The sequence below is a fragment of the Mycobacterium sp. Aquia_213 genome (assembly GCF_026625985.1).
In the GTDB taxonomy this organism is placed as follows: Bacteria; Actinomycetota; Actinomycetes; order Mycobacteriales; family Mycobacteriaceae; genus Mycobacterium.
The window spans coordinates 1865959-1881850 of sequence record NZ_CP113116.1; the positions used below are offsets into that span (position 1 = coordinate 1865959).

12 protein-coding genes are annotated in these 15892 nt (G+C 64.1%); 5 read left to right on the forward strand and 7 right to left on the reverse strand.

All coding sequences use genetic code 11. The features are described from left to right. The first annotated feature begins 172 nt into the window (after positions 1–172). The 5 genes from nadD to LMQ14_RS08870 are packed head-to-tail and all read left to right on the forward strand — an operon-like array spanning position 173 to position 3448. Positions 173–823, forward strand: coding sequence for a nicotinate-nucleotide adenylyltransferase (gene nadD / locus LMQ14_RS08850; protein ID WP_267734378.1), 651 nt, complete (start codon positions 173–175; stop codon positions 821–823). After that, positions 820–1209: a ribosome silencing factor gene (gene rsfS / locus LMQ14_RS08855; protein ID WP_267734379.1), complete on the forward strand. Its 390-nt coding sequence runs from the start codon at positions 820–822 to the stop codon at positions 1207–1209. Before nadD ends, rsfS begins: the two co-directional genes overlap by 4 nt. Beyond that, positions 1206–1880 (forward strand): glucosyl-3-phosphoglycerate phosphatase, encoded by a 675-nt coding sequence (gpgP, locus tag LMQ14_RS08860; RefSeq protein WP_267734380.1) that lies wholly within the window; start codon positions 1206–1208, stop codon positions 1878–1880. Before rsfS ends, gpgP begins: the two co-directional genes overlap by 4 nt. Continuing rightward, on the forward strand, positions 1870–2607 hold the full coding sequence (gene octT, locus LMQ14_RS08865; protein WP_267734381.1) for a diglucosylglycerate octanoyltransferase: 738 nt from the start codon (positions 1870–1872) through the stop codon (positions 2605–2607). The genes gpgP and octT overlap by 11 nt, the downstream gene beginning before the upstream one ends. Before the next feature lie 4 nt (positions 2608–2611). Beyond that, positions 2612–3448 carry a DegV family protein gene (locus tag LMQ14_RS08870; RefSeq protein WP_267734382.1) on the forward strand — a complete coding sequence of 279 codons (837 nt, stop codon included), beginning with the start codon at positions 2612–2614 and terminating at the stop codon, positions 3446–3448. Here the strand turns inward: LMQ14_RS08870 and LMQ14_RS08875 are convergent. The 7 genes from LMQ14_RS08875 to LMQ14_RS08905 all read right to left on the reverse strand — a co-directional run bounded on the left by LMQ14_RS08875 (position 3431) and on the right by LMQ14_RS08905 (position 15638). After that, a complete protein-coding gene (locus LMQ14_RS08875; protein ID WP_267734383.1) occupies positions 3431–6364 on the reverse strand; it encodes an RND family transporter in 2934 nt (977 codons plus the stop codon). The genes LMQ14_RS08870 and LMQ14_RS08875 overlap by 18 nt on opposite strands. Next, complete coding sequence (locus LMQ14_RS08880; protein WP_267735418.1) at positions 6361–6789, reverse strand: MmpS family transport accessory protein; 429 nt, start codon at positions 6787–6789, stop codon at positions 6361–6363. Before LMQ14_RS08880 ends, LMQ14_RS08875 begins: the two co-directional genes overlap by 4 nt. Before the next feature lie 200 nt (positions 6790–6989). Further along, entirely contained in the window at positions 6990–8048 is a 1059-nt protein-coding gene (locus LMQ14_RS08885) for a dihydrodipicolinate reductase (protein ID WP_267734384.1), read from the reverse strand. A gap of 73 nt (positions 8049–8121) precedes the next feature. Then, positions 8122–9879 (reverse strand): AMP-binding protein, encoded by a 1758-nt coding sequence (locus tag LMQ14_RS08890; protein WP_267734385.1) that lies wholly within the window; start codon positions 9877–9879, stop codon positions 8122–8124. 10 nt (positions 9880–9889) lie between these two features. After that, complete coding sequence (pe, locus tag LMQ14_RS08895) at positions 9890–11005, reverse strand: acyltransferase PE (RefSeq protein WP_267734386.1); 1116 nt, start codon at positions 11003–11005, stop codon at positions 9890–9892. 57 nt (positions 11006–11062) lie between these two features. Next, a complete protein-coding gene (locus LMQ14_RS08900) occupies positions 11063–14074 on the reverse strand; it encodes an RND family transporter (RefSeq protein WP_267734387.1) in 3012 nt (1003 codons plus the stop codon). 142 nt (positions 14075–14216) lie between these two features. Beyond that, positions 14217–15638 (reverse strand): condensation domain-containing protein, encoded by a 1422-nt coding sequence (locus LMQ14_RS08905; RefSeq protein ID WP_267734388.1) that lies wholly within the window; start codon positions 15636–15638, stop codon positions 14217–14219. Between the last annotated feature and the right edge of the window lie 254 nt (positions 15639–15892).

A 15892-nucleotide genomic window follows, 5' to 3' on the forward strand; every position in this document is an offset into this window, starting at 1 on the left:
CTCAGCGATCGTGCCACCGACGACGCCGATAGTCGCTCGGAGGCGGGCACCATGCCCACCTCCCAGCGCGGAGACTGATGTGGCGCATGTGACCACAGCGCGGCGGCTGCCCGGCTCGAGCGGCCCGGTAAGCTGGCAAATCGTGCAAAAGCGCCGTCGCAGGCTGGGAGTAATGGGTGGGACATTCGACCCCATCCATTACGGGCACCTGGTTGCCGCCAGCGAGGTGGCCGACCTATTCGACCTCGACGAAGTGGTGTTCGTGCCCAGCGGTCAGCCATGGCAGAAGGTCCGCGATGTCTCCGCCGCCGAGGACCGGTATCTGATGACGGTGATCGCTACCGCCTCCAATCCCCGGTTCTCGGTCAGCCGGGTCGACATCGACCGCGGCGGCCCGACCTACACCAAGGACACCTTGCAGGATCTGCACGCCCTCAACCCGGATTCCGAGCTGTTCTTCATCACCGGGGCCGATGCGCTGTCGTCCATCCTGTCCTGGCAGGGCTGGGAAGTGCTGTTCGAATTGGCGCGGTTCATCGGCGTCAGCCGACCCGGCTACGAGCTCCGTCATGAGCACATCACCGAGGTGCTGGGCGAGCTGGCCAAGGATGCACTGACCCTGGTTGAGATTCCGGCACTGGCGATCTCGTCGACCGATTGCCGTCAGCGTGCCGCCGAACGCCGTCCGCTGTGGTACCTGATGCCCGACGGCGTCGTCCAATACGTCTCCAAGCGCCGGCTCTACCGCGGCCCCGTCGAGGGAGAGGCCAAGGCGACACTCGGCCCGACGCAGTCCAGCCTGTCGGCGGGGAACAACACATGAGCGCCAACCAGGAAGCCATCGACATGGCGACGATCGCGGCGAACGCGGCGGCCGCGAAGCTCGCCAACGACGTTGTGGTGATCGACGTCTCGGGGCAACTGGTCATCACCGACTGCTTCGTCATCGCCTCGGCGTCCAACGAGCGGCAAGTCAACGCGATCGTCGACGAGGTCGAAGAGAAAATGCAGAAGGCCGGCTACAAGCCCGCACGCCGTGAGGGCGCGCGGGAGGGGCGCTGGACGCTGCTGGACTACCGCGACATCGTCGTGCACATTCAGCACCAGGACGACCGCAACTTCTACGCCCTGGACCGCTTGTGGGGTGATTGCCCGGTCGTCCCGGTCGACTTGGCGGCCGGTTCGCAGGATTCGGCGAGCGCGCAATGAGCATCCGTCGCCTGGTGATGTTGCGGCATGGGCAAACCGACTTCAATGCCGGCAGCCGGATGCAGGGGCAGTTGGACTCCGCGCTGACCGAACTGGGCCGTGCCCAGGCGAATGCGGCCGCCGAGGTGCTGGGCAAGTTGCAGCCGCTGCTGATCGTGTCGTCGGATCTGCATCGCGCCTACGACACCGCGATCAAGCTGGGGGAGCGGACCGGACTGCCGGTGCGGGTGGACGAGCGGCTACGCGAGACGCATCTCGGCGATTGGCAGGGCCTGACCCACACCGAGGTCGACGGGCAGGCCCCGGGCGCCCGGATCACCTGGCGCGACGACGCAACCTGGGCACCGCACGGCGGGGAAAGCAGGGTCGACGTCGCCGCCCGCAGCGTGCCGCTGGTCGCCGAGCTGGTGGCCGGCGAGCCGGAATGGGGAGACGGGGACGAGCCCGACCGGCCGGTGGTGCTGGTGGCTCACGGCGGGCTGATCGCTGCGTTATCGGCTGCGCTGCTGCAGCTTCCGGTCGCCAACTGGCCGATCCTGGGTGGGATGGGCAACGCTAGCTGGGTGCACCTCTCTGGCCACTCGCAGGACTCCGGCGCCGACTTCGACAGCATCCGCTGGCGCCTGGACGTGTGGAATGCTTCGGCGCAGGTCTCCAACGATGTCCTCTGACGCACGACCCACGCTGCTGGTCTTCGCCGATTCGCTGTCTTATTACGGCCCCACCGGTGGGCTGCCCGCCGACGATCCCCGCATCTGGCCCAATATCGTTGCTTCCCAACTTGGTTGGGATGTAGAGCTGATCGGCCGCATCGGCTGGACCTGTCGCGACGTGTGGTGGGCCGCCACGCAGGACCCGCGAGCGTGGGCGGCGCTGCCCAGGGCTGGTGCGGTGATATTCGCTACCAGCGGGATGGATTCGCTGCCGTCGGTGTTGCCGACCGCGTTGCGTGAGCTGATCCGCTATGTCCGCCCGCCGTGGCTGCGGCGCTGGGTTCGCGACGGCTATGGCTGGGTGCAGCCCAGGCTTTCGCCGGTGGCCCGTGCCGCCCTGCCGCCGCATCTGACCGCCGACTATCTCGAGCAGACTAGGGGTGCAATCGATTTCAATCGGCCGGGCATCCCGATCGTGGCGTCGTTGCCGTCGGTGCATATCGCCGAGACCTACGGCAAGGCCCACCACGGCCGCGCCGGGACCGTGGCCGCGATAACGGAATGGGCGCAGCAACACGATGTTCCGCTGGTCGATCTCAAAGCCGCTGTGGCCGAACAGGTTATGAGCGGGCGTGGCAATCCCGACGGTATCCACTGGAATTTCGAAGCCCACCAGGCGGTCGCGGAGCTGATGCTCAAGGCGCTGGCCGAAGCCGGCGTGGCGAACGAGAAATCGCGCGGCTAAGCACATGACCGTCGTGGTGGTGACCGATGCCTCGTCGCGCCTCCCGGCCGATCTGCTCGAAAAGTGGTCGATACGCGTTGTCCCGCTGCATGTCCTGCTCGACGGTGGCGACCTGCGCGACGGTGTGGACGAGATCCCCGACCACGTCTACCAGCACCACGCGACGACCGCGGCGGCGACCCCGGCCGAACTCGAAGCCGCCTACCGCCAGGCGTTGACCGACTCCGGCGGGGATGGTGTAGTGGCCGTGCACATTTCGTCGGCGCTGTCCGGAACCTGTGGCGTGGGTGAACGGGCAGCGGCCGAAATCGGCTCGGCCGTAAGAGTCATCGATTCGAGGTCGGCGGCGATGGGCACCGGCTTTGTCGCGTTGGCCGCGGCTCGGGCGGCCGCCGCGGGCGGCGACCTGGATGCTGTCGTGGCCGCCGCGAACTCGGCGGTAAGCCGCAGTCACGCGTTCATCGTGGTGCACGGTCTGGACAACCTGCGGCGCAGCGGCCGCATCGGTGGCGCCAAAGCGTGGCTTGGCACCGCGCTGTCACTCAAGCCGCTGCTGCGCATCGAGGACGGTAAACTCGTTCTGGCCCAACGGGTACGGACAGTCAGCAAGGCGACGGCGGCGATGCTGGACCGGGTCTGCGAAATCGTCGGCGACAGTCCCGCGGCGCTGGCGGTGCATCACGTCGTCAACCCGGACGGCGCGAACGACGTGGCGACCGCGTTGGCCCAGCGGTTACCGGCTTGCGAGCCGGCGATCGTCACCTCGTTGGGGCCGGTGCTGGGCGTGCATGTCGGCCCCGGAGCCGTCGCGGTGTGTCTGGATTTAGCTCCTGGCAGCTGACGCGGCCGGCGCCACCGAGGCTCGCGGCAGACCGTAGTCGCCGCGCGGATGCACGACTTGCGGCCACCAGAACCAACGTCCGAGCAGCGTGGCGATCGACGGCATCAACAGCGTGCGCACGATCAAGGTGTCGAGCAGCAGACCGATGCAGACGGTGGACCCGAACTGGCCCAACACCCGCAAGTCACTGCCCAGCATCGACGCCATCGTGAAGGCGAACACCAAACCCGCGGCCGTGACGACCCCACCGGTGCCGGCCATCGACCGGATGATTCCGGTCTTGAGTCCGTGATGGATCTCCTCCCGGAACCGGGAGACCAGTAGCAGGTTGTAGTCGGACCCGACGGCCAGCAGGATGATCACCGAGAGTGCCGCGACGATCCAGTGGATCTTGATGCCGAACAGATCCTGCCAGATGAGCACCGACAGCCCGAACGACGCGGCAATAGAACTGGCCGCGGTACCGACGATGACCAGTGCGGCCACCACGCTTCGGGTGAGCAGCAGCATGATCATGAAGATCAGCGTCAGCGCCGATACCACCGCGATCATCAGGTCGTATTTCTCGCCGTCGGCCATGTCCTTGAACGTCGCGGCGGTGCCGCCCAGATACACCCTCGCATCGGACAGCGAGGATTGCTTCAACCCCTCCTGCGCCGCGGTGCGTTCGGCCGCGACTCGCGAAATGCCTTCCGGCGTCATGGGATCGCCCTGATGGGTGATGAAGAAGCGCGCCGACTTACCGTCCGGCGACAAGAACATCCGCAGACCCGTCTGGAAATCGGGGTTGTCGAACGCTTCGGGCGGCAGATAGAAGAAGTCGTCGTTCTTCGACTGGTCGAAGCTTTGGCCCATCACGATGGCGGTGTTGCTCATCGCCTCCATCTGGTTGATCATCGCCTTGAACGTCTGGTAGAGCGTCAGCGTGATGCCCCGGGTGGTCTTCAGCGTCGTGATCAGGGTGGGGAAAAGCGCATTCAGGTCGTGGGTGGCCTGGGCGGTGTGCTTGATGTCGGCCGTCAGGTAGTGGAACTGCTCGGCGAGCTGGTCGAAGCCGTCCAACGTATCGAACAGGGATCGCAACCCGAAGCACAACGGGATGTCGAAACAGTGCTTCTCCCAGTAGAAGTAGGTGCGCACCGGCCGGAAGGTGTCGTCGAAATCCGCGATGTGGTCGCGCAAGCTGTCGGTGATTTGCGACGTGACCGCCGTGGTGTTTGCGCTGTCGTCGGCGGCATGGGCCAGATCCAGCGACACCTCGTACTGGCGCTGCGTGGTGTCGATCTGGGTCTGCAGGTCATCGGCCATCTTGAGGATGTCGTTCATGCGCTCCTTGAGAAAGCCCATGTTCTGCATCGTCGTCTGACTCTGGATGCTGTTCTGGAACGGAATTGAGCTGTGCTGGATCGGAATGCCCAGTGGTCTGGTGATGTCCTGGACCATCGCGATGCCGAGCGTGCGCATCTCGTTTTTGGCTACCCGGTCCAATACCAGCATGTCGGCCGTGTTGCGCATGTCGTGGTCGGATTCGACCATCAACAGGTCGGGGTTCATCCGGGCCTCGGAGAAATGCCGGTTCGCGGCCTCTTGCCCTTGGTTGGACGGGGCCGAGAGCGGTAGGTAGTGGCGGTCGTTGTAGCTCGTGGTGTAGCTCGGCAGGGCGATCATGCCCACCAGCACGACCGCGGCGCTGACGGCCAGAATCGGTGCGGGCCAACGCACTACCGCGGTGCCCACCCGGCGCCACAGCCGCCCTTGTTTGGCGGCGCTCTTGGTCTCGAAGAGGTGGAAGCGGCTGCCGACGAAGATAACGGCCGGGCCCAGTGTGAGGCCGGCGGCGACCACGACCAGCATGCCGATCGCCACTGGAGCGCCCATGGTGTTGAACCAGGGCAGCCGAGAAAAACTCAGGCAGTAGGTCGCACCGGCAATCGTCAGGCCCGACCCAAGCACAACCGGGGCTACTCCCTTAAATGTGGTGTAGTACGCGGTTTCTCGATCTTCGCCCGCTCGCAGCGCCTCTTGATAGCGGCCGACGAGGAAGATCCCGTAGTCGGTTCCCGCGGCGATCGCCAACATGGTGAGGATGTTGGCTGCGAAGGTGGTCAGGCCGAATGCGTTGTTATACGCCAAAACCGCGACGACTCCCCGCGAGCATGCCAACGCGACAAAGGTCATGAACAGCTGGACCAGCGTGGTCACGATGGACCGGTAGACCAGCAGCAACATGATCGCAATGGCACCCAGGGTGAACAGCGTGATCGTGGCCAGGCTGGCGTTGCCGATGATGTGCATGTCGTCGGAGAGTGCCGCGGGACCGGTCACGTAGGCCTTCACGCCGGGCGGCGCCTTGTTCTCCTCGATCACCTTGCGAACGGCCTCCACGGACTCGTTCGCCAGCGTGGTGCCTTGGTTACCGGCGAGGTTCACCTGTACATAGGCACCCTTGGCGTCGGCGCTCTGGGCGCCCGCGGCGGTCAGCCGGTCTCCCCAGAAGTCCTGGATGTGCTGGACGTGCTTGGGATCCTGGCGCAGTTGCCGAATTAGCTTGTCGTAGTACTGATGTGCATCGGGGCCCAGCGGCTGCTGGCCCTCCAGCACGATCATCACGGTGCTGTTGGAATCGAACTCGTGGAAGTTCTGGCCCAGGCGCATCATCGCCTTCATCGACGGCGCGTCCAGCGGTGTCATCGGTGCCGAATGCGCCTCGCCGACGACTTCCAGGGTCGGAACGGCGACGTTGACCAGGACCGTCACGGCCACCCAGATCAGGATGATCGGTACCGCGAAGATCCGAATGGTGTGGGGGAGGTATGGGCGGTGGCCGCGTTCGGGCTTACCCGAACCCTGGGTGCTGATCGGCCCGGTGTCGGCGTCGTCGACACCCAGATGGCTCTTGCTACTGAGATCGCTCATGCGGACTTCACCAGGCAGAAGGTCTGGGCGTTGTGACCATCGGAGTTCTGCTGATCGCGGACCACGCCGTCCACGGTGATCTTGCAGCTGATTCGGCTGCCGTCACTTTGCGCCATGATGTTGGCGCTCACCGACGGCAGCGTCGTTGAGATCGTGGCGGTCCACGGTAGCGAGGCGTTGTTGATCTGGTGCGTGTTGGCGTTTTCGTCCCAGTAGTTGATGTTCGCGGTCGCACCTGCCGGGCCCGCGATCTCGTAGACGACGACCTTCGGGTTGAACTGCACGATCTCGATCCCCTTGCCGGCATTCGCGTTGAGGTCCTGCGAGCCGAAGATCTTGTGCAGTCGCGACACGACCAACGCCGAGACGGCCAGGACCACAATCAGCAGCAAAGGAATCCAGCCTCGTCTGAGTGCCCGGGTAATGGCATCCGAGTTCGGCGAAGCCCTCACCTTGACCGCCTTCCGCTCGCCGCTGCGGGGGCCTGCCGTCCTGCCTTGGAAAGCTCACCACCGTCGTCGACAACATTAATTGTCGGCGGAACCTTTGCTCGGCTAAGCACTCTAAACCTTAGAGGACGGAACCGTTCCTCCGGGGTGCCCGGTATGTGGTCAACGCCATAGCGTTACCGGGCCAGGCGGCCGGTGACCGGCGGCAAGTCGGCAAGGGTCACGATCCCGGGCTTGGCGGCCACCACGCCGGGGACCGCGTTGGTGACCGGCATCGCGGTATAGATCATGCCGAGCCCCATGAACCCGGGCTCCGTCCAGTCTTTCGGCGGCAGGCAGTGCAGGACTGTCCGCATGTTGGGCATTCCGAAGACCTGAATGACGTGGCCGTGCTCGAGCGGCTTGGGCGGGGCGACGTGGTTACCCATGGTCCAGTTGAATCCGACGCTGACGACGTTGCGGTCGCCTTCCCAGCCACGGTGGAAGCCGTACACGCCGCCGACCGTGCCCGCGGGGATCTTCATGAAGCCCAGATCCGAGTCGCCGGTGGCCGCGGTGAACGTGACGTCGAAGGTCATCTTGTCCAGCTTGGCGCCGATCGCGTCGGCCATCATCGCCGCCGACTCGGCGAAGACTTCGCTTTCCCGCCGCACGTTCTCCGCCAGCCCGGGTGTGTCGGGATCTTGTGAGAACCCCATCGCTGTTTGGGTTTCCGCGGATTCGTAGGTCGAGCAGTCCACCGATTCGGTGATCCGGATTTCGTCGACGCGCTCGCAGGAGGCGGACAGCACCATGCCGACCATGTTCGTCATGCCGGGATGCGCCCCGCTGCCGAAGATCGTCGAATTGCCTTTCTGGCAAGCATCTTCGATGCGTTTACGGTCCTGCGGCGTCTGCTTGCCGCCGGTGATCCAGGCCGCGCTGGAGCACACGTTGACGCCTGATTCCAGCAGCCGCACCAATTCGTCGATGTTGGGCCACAACGGGTTATAGCAACACGCGTCGGCGCCCAGGGCGATCAGCGCGTCGATGTCATTGGTGGCTTGCACGCCGGTGGGCTCCGGCCAGCCGGAAAGTTCGGCGGCGTCGACACCGACCTTGTCCGCCCCGTGCGCGTACACCCCGACCAGCTCCATGTCGGGCCTGCCGATGATCGCGTGCAGCGACCGCCGTCCGATGTTCCCCGTCGTCCACTGGATGACGCGTAAGGGACGGTCTGTACTGGCTGTGCTCATCGTGGCTCCTTTGCCGGTGCGGGATGGACCCATTATGCGAAGCGCGCTTCGCCACCGTGCGCGGGCGTCGAGCTTAGGCGTCCAGCCGAGCGAATTGGTCCTGCCGGTACTGCTCGACACAGGCGGCGCGCCGGATCTTGCCACTCGTCGTGGTGGGAATGGACCCGGGAGGTACCAGCACCAGATCGCCGACATTGAGCCCGTGTGCATTGGATATCGCCGACGTCACCTCGCTCTTGACGTCACCGAGCCAGGCCGTCGCGTCCTCGTCGGAGTCGGTCCGCTTCTTGAGCTCGATGACGGCGACCAACTGCTCGGTACCGTCCACCGGAACCGAAATAGCCGCGACCCGGCCACGGGTGATCGCTTGGACCGTCGCCTCGATGTCCTCGGGATAGTGATTACGCCCGCGGATGATCAGCAGGTCCTTGATGCGGCCGACGATGAACAGCTCACCGGAGTAGACGAAACCCAGGTCGCCGGTTCGCAACCACGGCCCGTCAGGCGTGCCGGGCGACGGGTCGACAAGTGTTGCGCCGAAGCAGCGCTGCTCGGATGGCGGCTTGCGCCAATAGCCGTCGGCGACATTCTCGCCGTGCACCCAGATTTCACCGATCAAGTCCGGCGGGCATTCGCGATTCGTCTCGCTGTCGACGATCCGCACCGTGGGCGATTGCGGCACTTGGTACTTCACCAGAGCCGTAGCGTTTCCGGCTGCCGTGGCTCTCCCGGCTCCGCACGGCTCAACACGGCCCGCGCCGAGCGCTGCGGTATCGAAGCGCGCCGCCGGCGCCGATTCACTCCAGGTGCCGGTCGCCACGAAGACCGTGGCCTCGGCCATCCCGTAGGAAGGCCGCATCATGTGGTCCCGAAAGTTGAAGTGCGCAAACCGATCTACGAAGCGCCGTAAGGTGACCGGCTCGACCCGCTCGGCGCCGCTGATGATGCCCAGCACATCGCCGAGGTCGAGCCCGGCCAGATCTTTGTCGGCGGTCTTGCGGGCGGCCATGTCAAAGGCGAAGTTGGGCGCCGACGACCACGCGCGCGGATTTTCGGCCAACGCACGCACCCATCTGGCCGGCCTCTCCAAGAATCCCACCGGACTGGTCAACTCGGCACGATGGCCACTCAGGATTGGAGCGCAGACTCCCAGCACCAAACCCATGTCGTGGTAGAAGGGCAACCACGACACGATCGTGGCTTCCGACGGAATTTTGGTTCCGGAGTCCACGAAGAAGCTGCGCATCAGCTGCTCGAAATTCACTTCGAGATTTCGGTGCGAGATCGTCACACCGGTCGGCGTTCGGGTCGAACCCGAGCTGTACTGCAAATACGCGATGTTAGGCAAATCGGCTGTCCGAACACTTGTTTCGCCATCGACGTCCAGATTCATCGAATCGATTTCGACGATCTTCGGAACATCGTCCATGCGTGCTCGATCGACATAGTCGGCGACATCGTCCGCGAAAGCCGACGTTGTGAGAACAACCGAGGGCGAGGTATCGGCAAGGACCGCACTTACCCGCTCGTGACTCGAGCCGCGATGTGGCATCGGAAGTGGAACTGCGATGAGCCCGGCCTGCATGGATCCCAGGAACGCCGCGATGTAGTCAAGGCCCTGAGGAGCCAGGATTACCGCCCTGTCTCCGACCGATCCGTGCGGGCCGAGATCGCGTGCCACATTGAGTGTTCGGCGAGATATCTGCGACCAGGTGAGGCTCTCGCGAACGCCGTCCCAATTGCCCTCGAAGTTGGTAAACGTGTACGCCAGATCATGCGGACGCAGACTGGCCCGCCCGTGCAGCATGGCGAGAATCGATGACGCAGACATAGGCGCGTTGTCAGCCGGTGCCGTGGGACAACACGGACGTGGCACCACTGAGGATTTGTGAAAGTGGGTCGGCGCCGCCGCCGAATGTCGCCTGGTTGGCTGGGGCGGTGACTTCGGCCGGGTCGAAGCCGTGCACCGGGTCCACCTGAACCGGAGCGGTCGACGGGTCGTCGTTTCGGAAGTAGCCCGCGTTCACCCGAGGGATCAGGATTGCGTCCAACTTGTTGAGCGTGTCTTCGTCGATCCCGACGTATTTCAGCGGCATGACAAGGGGCAGATGCTTTTCCGGGACCATGATCGTGGTGTCTCTCGCGCCTCGGGAGTTGATCGTCGTCCTGATGTTCTGCGGCGGCACCATGCTCGGGTTCGTGAAGGCCACCGCGGTATGGCCCGTGGCGAGACCGAGGAGCGTGTTGGCGAGAGCGAACATGTTGTCCGGGCGGTCGGGGAAGTCCGCGATCGAATCGTATGCGGCCACGAATCTGTTTGTGTCGTACTGACTCTCGTACGGTGGTGGCATGGTGTAGTCGAGTGCGGGGACAACGCTGCCGACCGGGAACATGGCGCTCAGGAAGCTCTGACCGAAGGCGTGACGCCCGATCGGGTCGCCGAATGTGGCGAAGTTCAGTTTGTCCGGCGGGGGAGCAGTCGGGTCACTCGCCAGTCGTGCCTGCTCGCCATCGACCACGAACCCGCCCTCGGACAAGCCGATCGCCGTTCCGGGGCGACCCGCGCGGATCGCCGCATCGAGGTTGTCCACACCCACGTCGACCGACTCGCCGACGCTGGGGCCGTCCAGGCCCAGGCCGGGGAAGAGTTGATCGAACCGGCCGATGCCCGGGAACAGCCGCTCCAGCACGTGACCCTGAACCTGGCCCGCCGGGTAGCGGACGATTTCGCGCTGCTGACCGGGGAACCATTCGGCGCCCTCACGGCGGATGTACTCGTCGTAGGGGATGCCCAGAACGTGAGCGCCGCCGAGTGCGAACGCGGTCTGGTCGCCCGGCGCCCCCGGGGTCGGCGGGCCGCCGATGGGCGTATCGTCGGCCGACGCGGTGCCGACGCCGAAATATGCTGTGGCGCCGACAGTTACCAGCGCCGAAACTCCTGCGAGTAGTTTCTTCATTCCTAATCCTGACCGCTCGGATTCGTCTCGTAGTTTCACATAAATCATGCCTAGTCCCTAACCGGGTTGTGGCTCGGCGCGTCGGACGGGCGCCCGCCGCCCGCTCACGTGCGCACCCCCTTGGGAAGGCCACCAGTTTGCCCGTCCGACCAGCGTGGCGATGGCCGGAACCGTGATGGTGCGGACCAAGAAGGTGTCCAGCAAAATTCCCACGCCGATCACGAAACCGCCCTGGACCACGGTGCCGATGCTGGAGAACAAGAGGCCGCACATCGAGGCCGCGAAGATCAGCCCTGCCGCAGTGATCACACCGCCCGTCGAGCTCAGGGTGCGAATGATGCTGTAGCGCATGCTATGCGGCGATTCCTCACGCATTCGCGAGACGAGCAGCATGTTGTAATCGGCTCCCACCGCGACCAGCACCACAAATGCCAGCGGGGGCACGCTCCAATGCAATTGCTGGCCCAGCAGGTATTGAAATACGAGTACGCCGATACCTACCGCCGACAAATACGAAATGACGACGGAAGCAACCAGATACAGCGGCGCGACAATCGCGCGCAGCAGCGCGATCAAGGTCACCAGTACGACGAGAAGGGTTACCGCGATGATGAACCGGATGTCGTGTTGGTAGTAGTCGCGGGTGTCCTTCAGGCCAACGGTGTATCCCGCCATCGAAATCGTGGCGTCCGCCAGTGCGGTATTCGGTTGTGCTCCCCGAGCGGCGGCACTGATCGCATTGACCTGATCCATGGCTTCGGTGCTGAACGGATTCAGTTTGGTTTGAACCAAATACCGCACCGAGTGGCCGTCCGGCGAAATAAACACCTTGGCGGCCTTCTGGAACTCCTCTAACTGCAGCAGCTGGGGCGGGATGTTGAACCCGGCCATTGCCGGTTGTGCGGCATCGCGTTTCAGTGACAACAGAAACGTCGCTGACTCGCCGAGCCCGGCGCCGAGCTGTTTGACTTGGTCGACGAGTTGAGCCACGGCGTCGGCTATTTGCCGGCTGCCTCCGGCGAGTCGGTTTGCGCCGTCTTGCACACTGTTCAGATTCGTCTGCAGGCCACCGGGTTTGTCCATCCCCATCGAGTGCATCACCTTGGTGAGCTTGCCCAGCGCGGCACGCACGCGGTCGGTCGACGCCTTCAGGGCTTTTTTGTCCTGGTAGTCCTGCAGTTGGTGGGCCAAGTCATTGATCGCGTCGAGGTCTGCTTGATCGCGCGAACCCACGAGTTGCTCAAATGTTCCGCGGGTGGAGCTGCACGACGGATCGGCATCGCACACCGGGTTGCCCTGCAGCGCTGCCAGCACCGGGCCTATCCAGGCGAATATGTTCTTGGCCGCCGAAAAGTTCCAGCCCATGGCGTTGCTCAGCGCGTTGACATGGTCGACGAGCTGGGCAGCGATGTCGACCTGTTTGACCAGCGCGTCGCCGCTGTATTGGTTCTTCGCCGAGGCGAAGGCACCCTCCAGTTCCTGCAGGCTGGCCGCAAGTTGGGAGACCTGGCCGCGGACATCGCCGAGGCTGTTGGCCAGCGTGCCGGCCCCGGTGACCAGTCGGTTGAGGTCATTGGTGTGATCGTTGATCATGGTGGATCCGCCGGCCAACAGGGTGCCGATAGCGCCCGCCTGATAGGTGGCCCGGAATTGTTCGGGCACATTTCCGGTGGGACGCGTAATGCCGCTGACGGCAGCGATATTCGGTAGTTGGCTGACCCGGTCCGCCAGCTGTTCGAGGTCTGCCAGAGCTTTCGGCGTACGAAGGTCATGCGGTGACTGGATAAGGATGTACTCCGGAATGGATTGATTGACCGGGAAATGACGATCCAGCGCGGCATACCCGATGGAACTCGGCGCGGCAGACCGCAGGGCCTTGCGATCGTCGTAGTTGTAGCGCACCAAGCCGGCGCAGCTGGCCAGGATGATCAACACCAGCACACTGGCAACCAGATTGGCCTTGGGCCGGCGCACGATGCGGATTCCCGAACGCCGCCAGAACCGCGCGGTCAGCTCGCGCCGTGGCTTGACCCAGCCACGCGGCCCCGCGAGCACCAGAATTGCCGGCAGCAATGTCACCGCGGCGAGGAATGCCACGCCGACTCCGATCGCCGACGACGCGCCGACCGTTTTGAATATCCCCATTCGGGCGAAGCTGATGAGCAGAAATGTGATTCCGACGGTGGCCGCGGATGCGCCGATCACTTTTCCGATCGAGATCATTGCGCGTTTGATCGCTTGATCGAAATCCGCACCCGACCGCAGATAGTCGTGATAGCGACTGATCAGAAAGACGGCGTAATCCGTTCCGGCCCCGGCCATTATGGCACTCAGAAATACGATGGACTGGTTCGAGACGCCCGAGCCGGTCAGTTGGGAGTAACCCGCCACCACCGCCTGCGCGATGACCAGGGAGATGCCGATCGTCAGCAACGGCAGCAGCATGGTAACCGCGCTGCGGTAGATCACCAGCAGGACGATGAGCACCAGGACGGCGATCGCCAGCTCGATCGGAAGCCGATCCTTATCGCCCGCGACCGTGAGGTCGGCGACGGTTGCCGCGGGGCCGGTGAGGGTTACCGTGAGGGGAGTTCCGGCGACCGAGTGTTTGACGACGTCGCTGATCCGGTTGAAAGCGGCATACGACTGTGGGGTGCCCAACTCGCCCGCGACGCCGACCGGAATCACCCATGCCTTGTGATCCTTGCTGGTCACGACCGAGCGCAGCGGCGGCGTGCTGATGAAATCCTGCACCATCACGACGTCTCGGGTGTCCTGGCGCAGCGTGTCCACCAGTTTGCGGTAAGCGGCTTCGTCGGCGGGGCCAAGCCCCTTGTCGTCCGTCAGGACCACCAATAGCAGGTCTTCTGAGCCCGATTCGTGAAACGCCTTGGTCATCTCTCGGGCGGTGACGCTCGATGGTGCATCGCTGGGCAGGATGGCGAGCGGATGCTTCTCGGCCATCTCGCTCAGCGAAGGCAGTGTCAGTGGTAGTGCGACCGCAACCGCGACCCAGAGCCCGATTACGACCCACGGCCACCGCACCACGAAATCGGCTAACCGTCGCATATCGCCCTCGCCCCCGGTCGGCGCAGTCGGTTGCGCCCGCCGGCGACGCTCGCCGACGCTCTCTCAAGCCGCGCTAGTTCGTAGTGTGCCCGAGCGGGATTCGCGCACTTCAGAAACGCTCTAGCCATCGGATGGACCCACGCTACGCGACTCGCCCCCAGTGTCCGCTGCCCGCGACCCGCTCGCACACGGACTTCATAGCCGCCATGTAGCGGCTCACCGATTTCTTGGCGACCGGATTGTCAGGATGCATGATCGCGATGACCGTGCCTTCGCCGTACCGGAACACATAAATGGTCAGCTGATAGGAGTACCGGCCGTCGGGATAGATTCCGATATTGTTCGCAAGACCCAGGTCGGCCGCGGCCAGGATCGCGTTGAGTGGAGCGGCGCCGCCGTGAAAGAAGTTCGACACCGGAAAGTTTGGCTGTGGCCAGGTCAACGACGGCGCTAATTCCAATACGCGGTAGTAGGGCACTTTCGCCATGTCCAGACCTGCATCGAAAGAAGCCTGAGCTGCCCAAGCGGCATCGCCGAAAGAGGCCGCGGCGATGGGCACGGTGATCGGGATTAAGCCGGTAAACCAGCCCTGTGTCATGAAATTGTCCGCGGCGGTTCGGGAATCTCTGGGAGTAAGGCCGTAATACGTGAGCGCGCCGGTGAATTCATGCTCCAGCAGGGCGAAGCAGGCGAATAAGCCGCCGACGAAGCGCGCTCCGGCCGCCGCGCAGGCTGATTCGAATCGCTCCGTCTGTGCTGGATTCATCAGAAGTTCGGAGGCCATGTCACTGCTACTCGACTCCAACGGGTTACCCAGGGGGAGTGGGAATTCGGGGAAACCGCCATTGTTGTTTTCGGCGAACTCGATCCACGCCCGCACCTCGGGCGAATCCACGGTTAACGTCGACGTGTATTCGCGCTCGCGGATGCAGAAATCATCGAAGCTGCCGGCATCGGGAAGAGCAAGGGCCTCACCGCCGCCGCTCAACGCTGTGTACATGCCGTTGGCTTCCATCATCGTGGTGCCGATCAGTGTCGCGTCCCCGTGGACATGATCCATGGCGGCAAAAAATGTGAAATGGCTCTCGCTTTGGATGATCCCGAAGGTGAAGCAGCCCCACTCCAGCGGGCTCGGTATGGCCACGACATGAGCGCGAATTTCGTCAACGGTCAGCTGGCCGTGATCGATTGGCGTGAACTCGATGTCGGCCGGATCGCCGTGGGTATGCCGGACGAACTGTCCGTCGCCGGTGTGCTCGAACCAACTGCGGAAGGTGTCGTGTCGACGGAGGTACGTGTTGACGGCGTGGTCCATCGCCGCGACATCACAAGTCCCAGGTAACTCACAGGTCGCAATGATCTGCCGGGAAAAATTCAGCCCCGCGGCCGCCCGTTCACAGTAGTTACGAAGATGCTGGCCCTGCATGTAGCTGACCGGCACCGAGCTGACCGGCGCTTGCCGGACCTTGTCTTTTGCCGCGTCCGTCGGGTGCCACGAGGTGACCGAGCCTGGCGTCAGCGTCCAATCATCGAGAGCGCCGATCGTAATCTTCCCGATGCGCAAAACTACGTCCCCCTCGGTTCAAACGGTTCCCCTCCGGCCAAAAGCGGCGACACCAAGATAACCCTCCGGCGACGGCCTCCCAGACATGCACGCGCCACCGCCTACACTCGCTCAAGGATCCGGTGGGCCGTTGTGGCAATCGAACGGCCGGGCGAGAGACGCAGGGCGGCAGCCGCACTGGCCGTCGTTCTGCGGAGCGGGCTCTGCATTTGCAGCGCTGGCCTTCGGAAAGATGATTCTGAAGCGCAACCGGG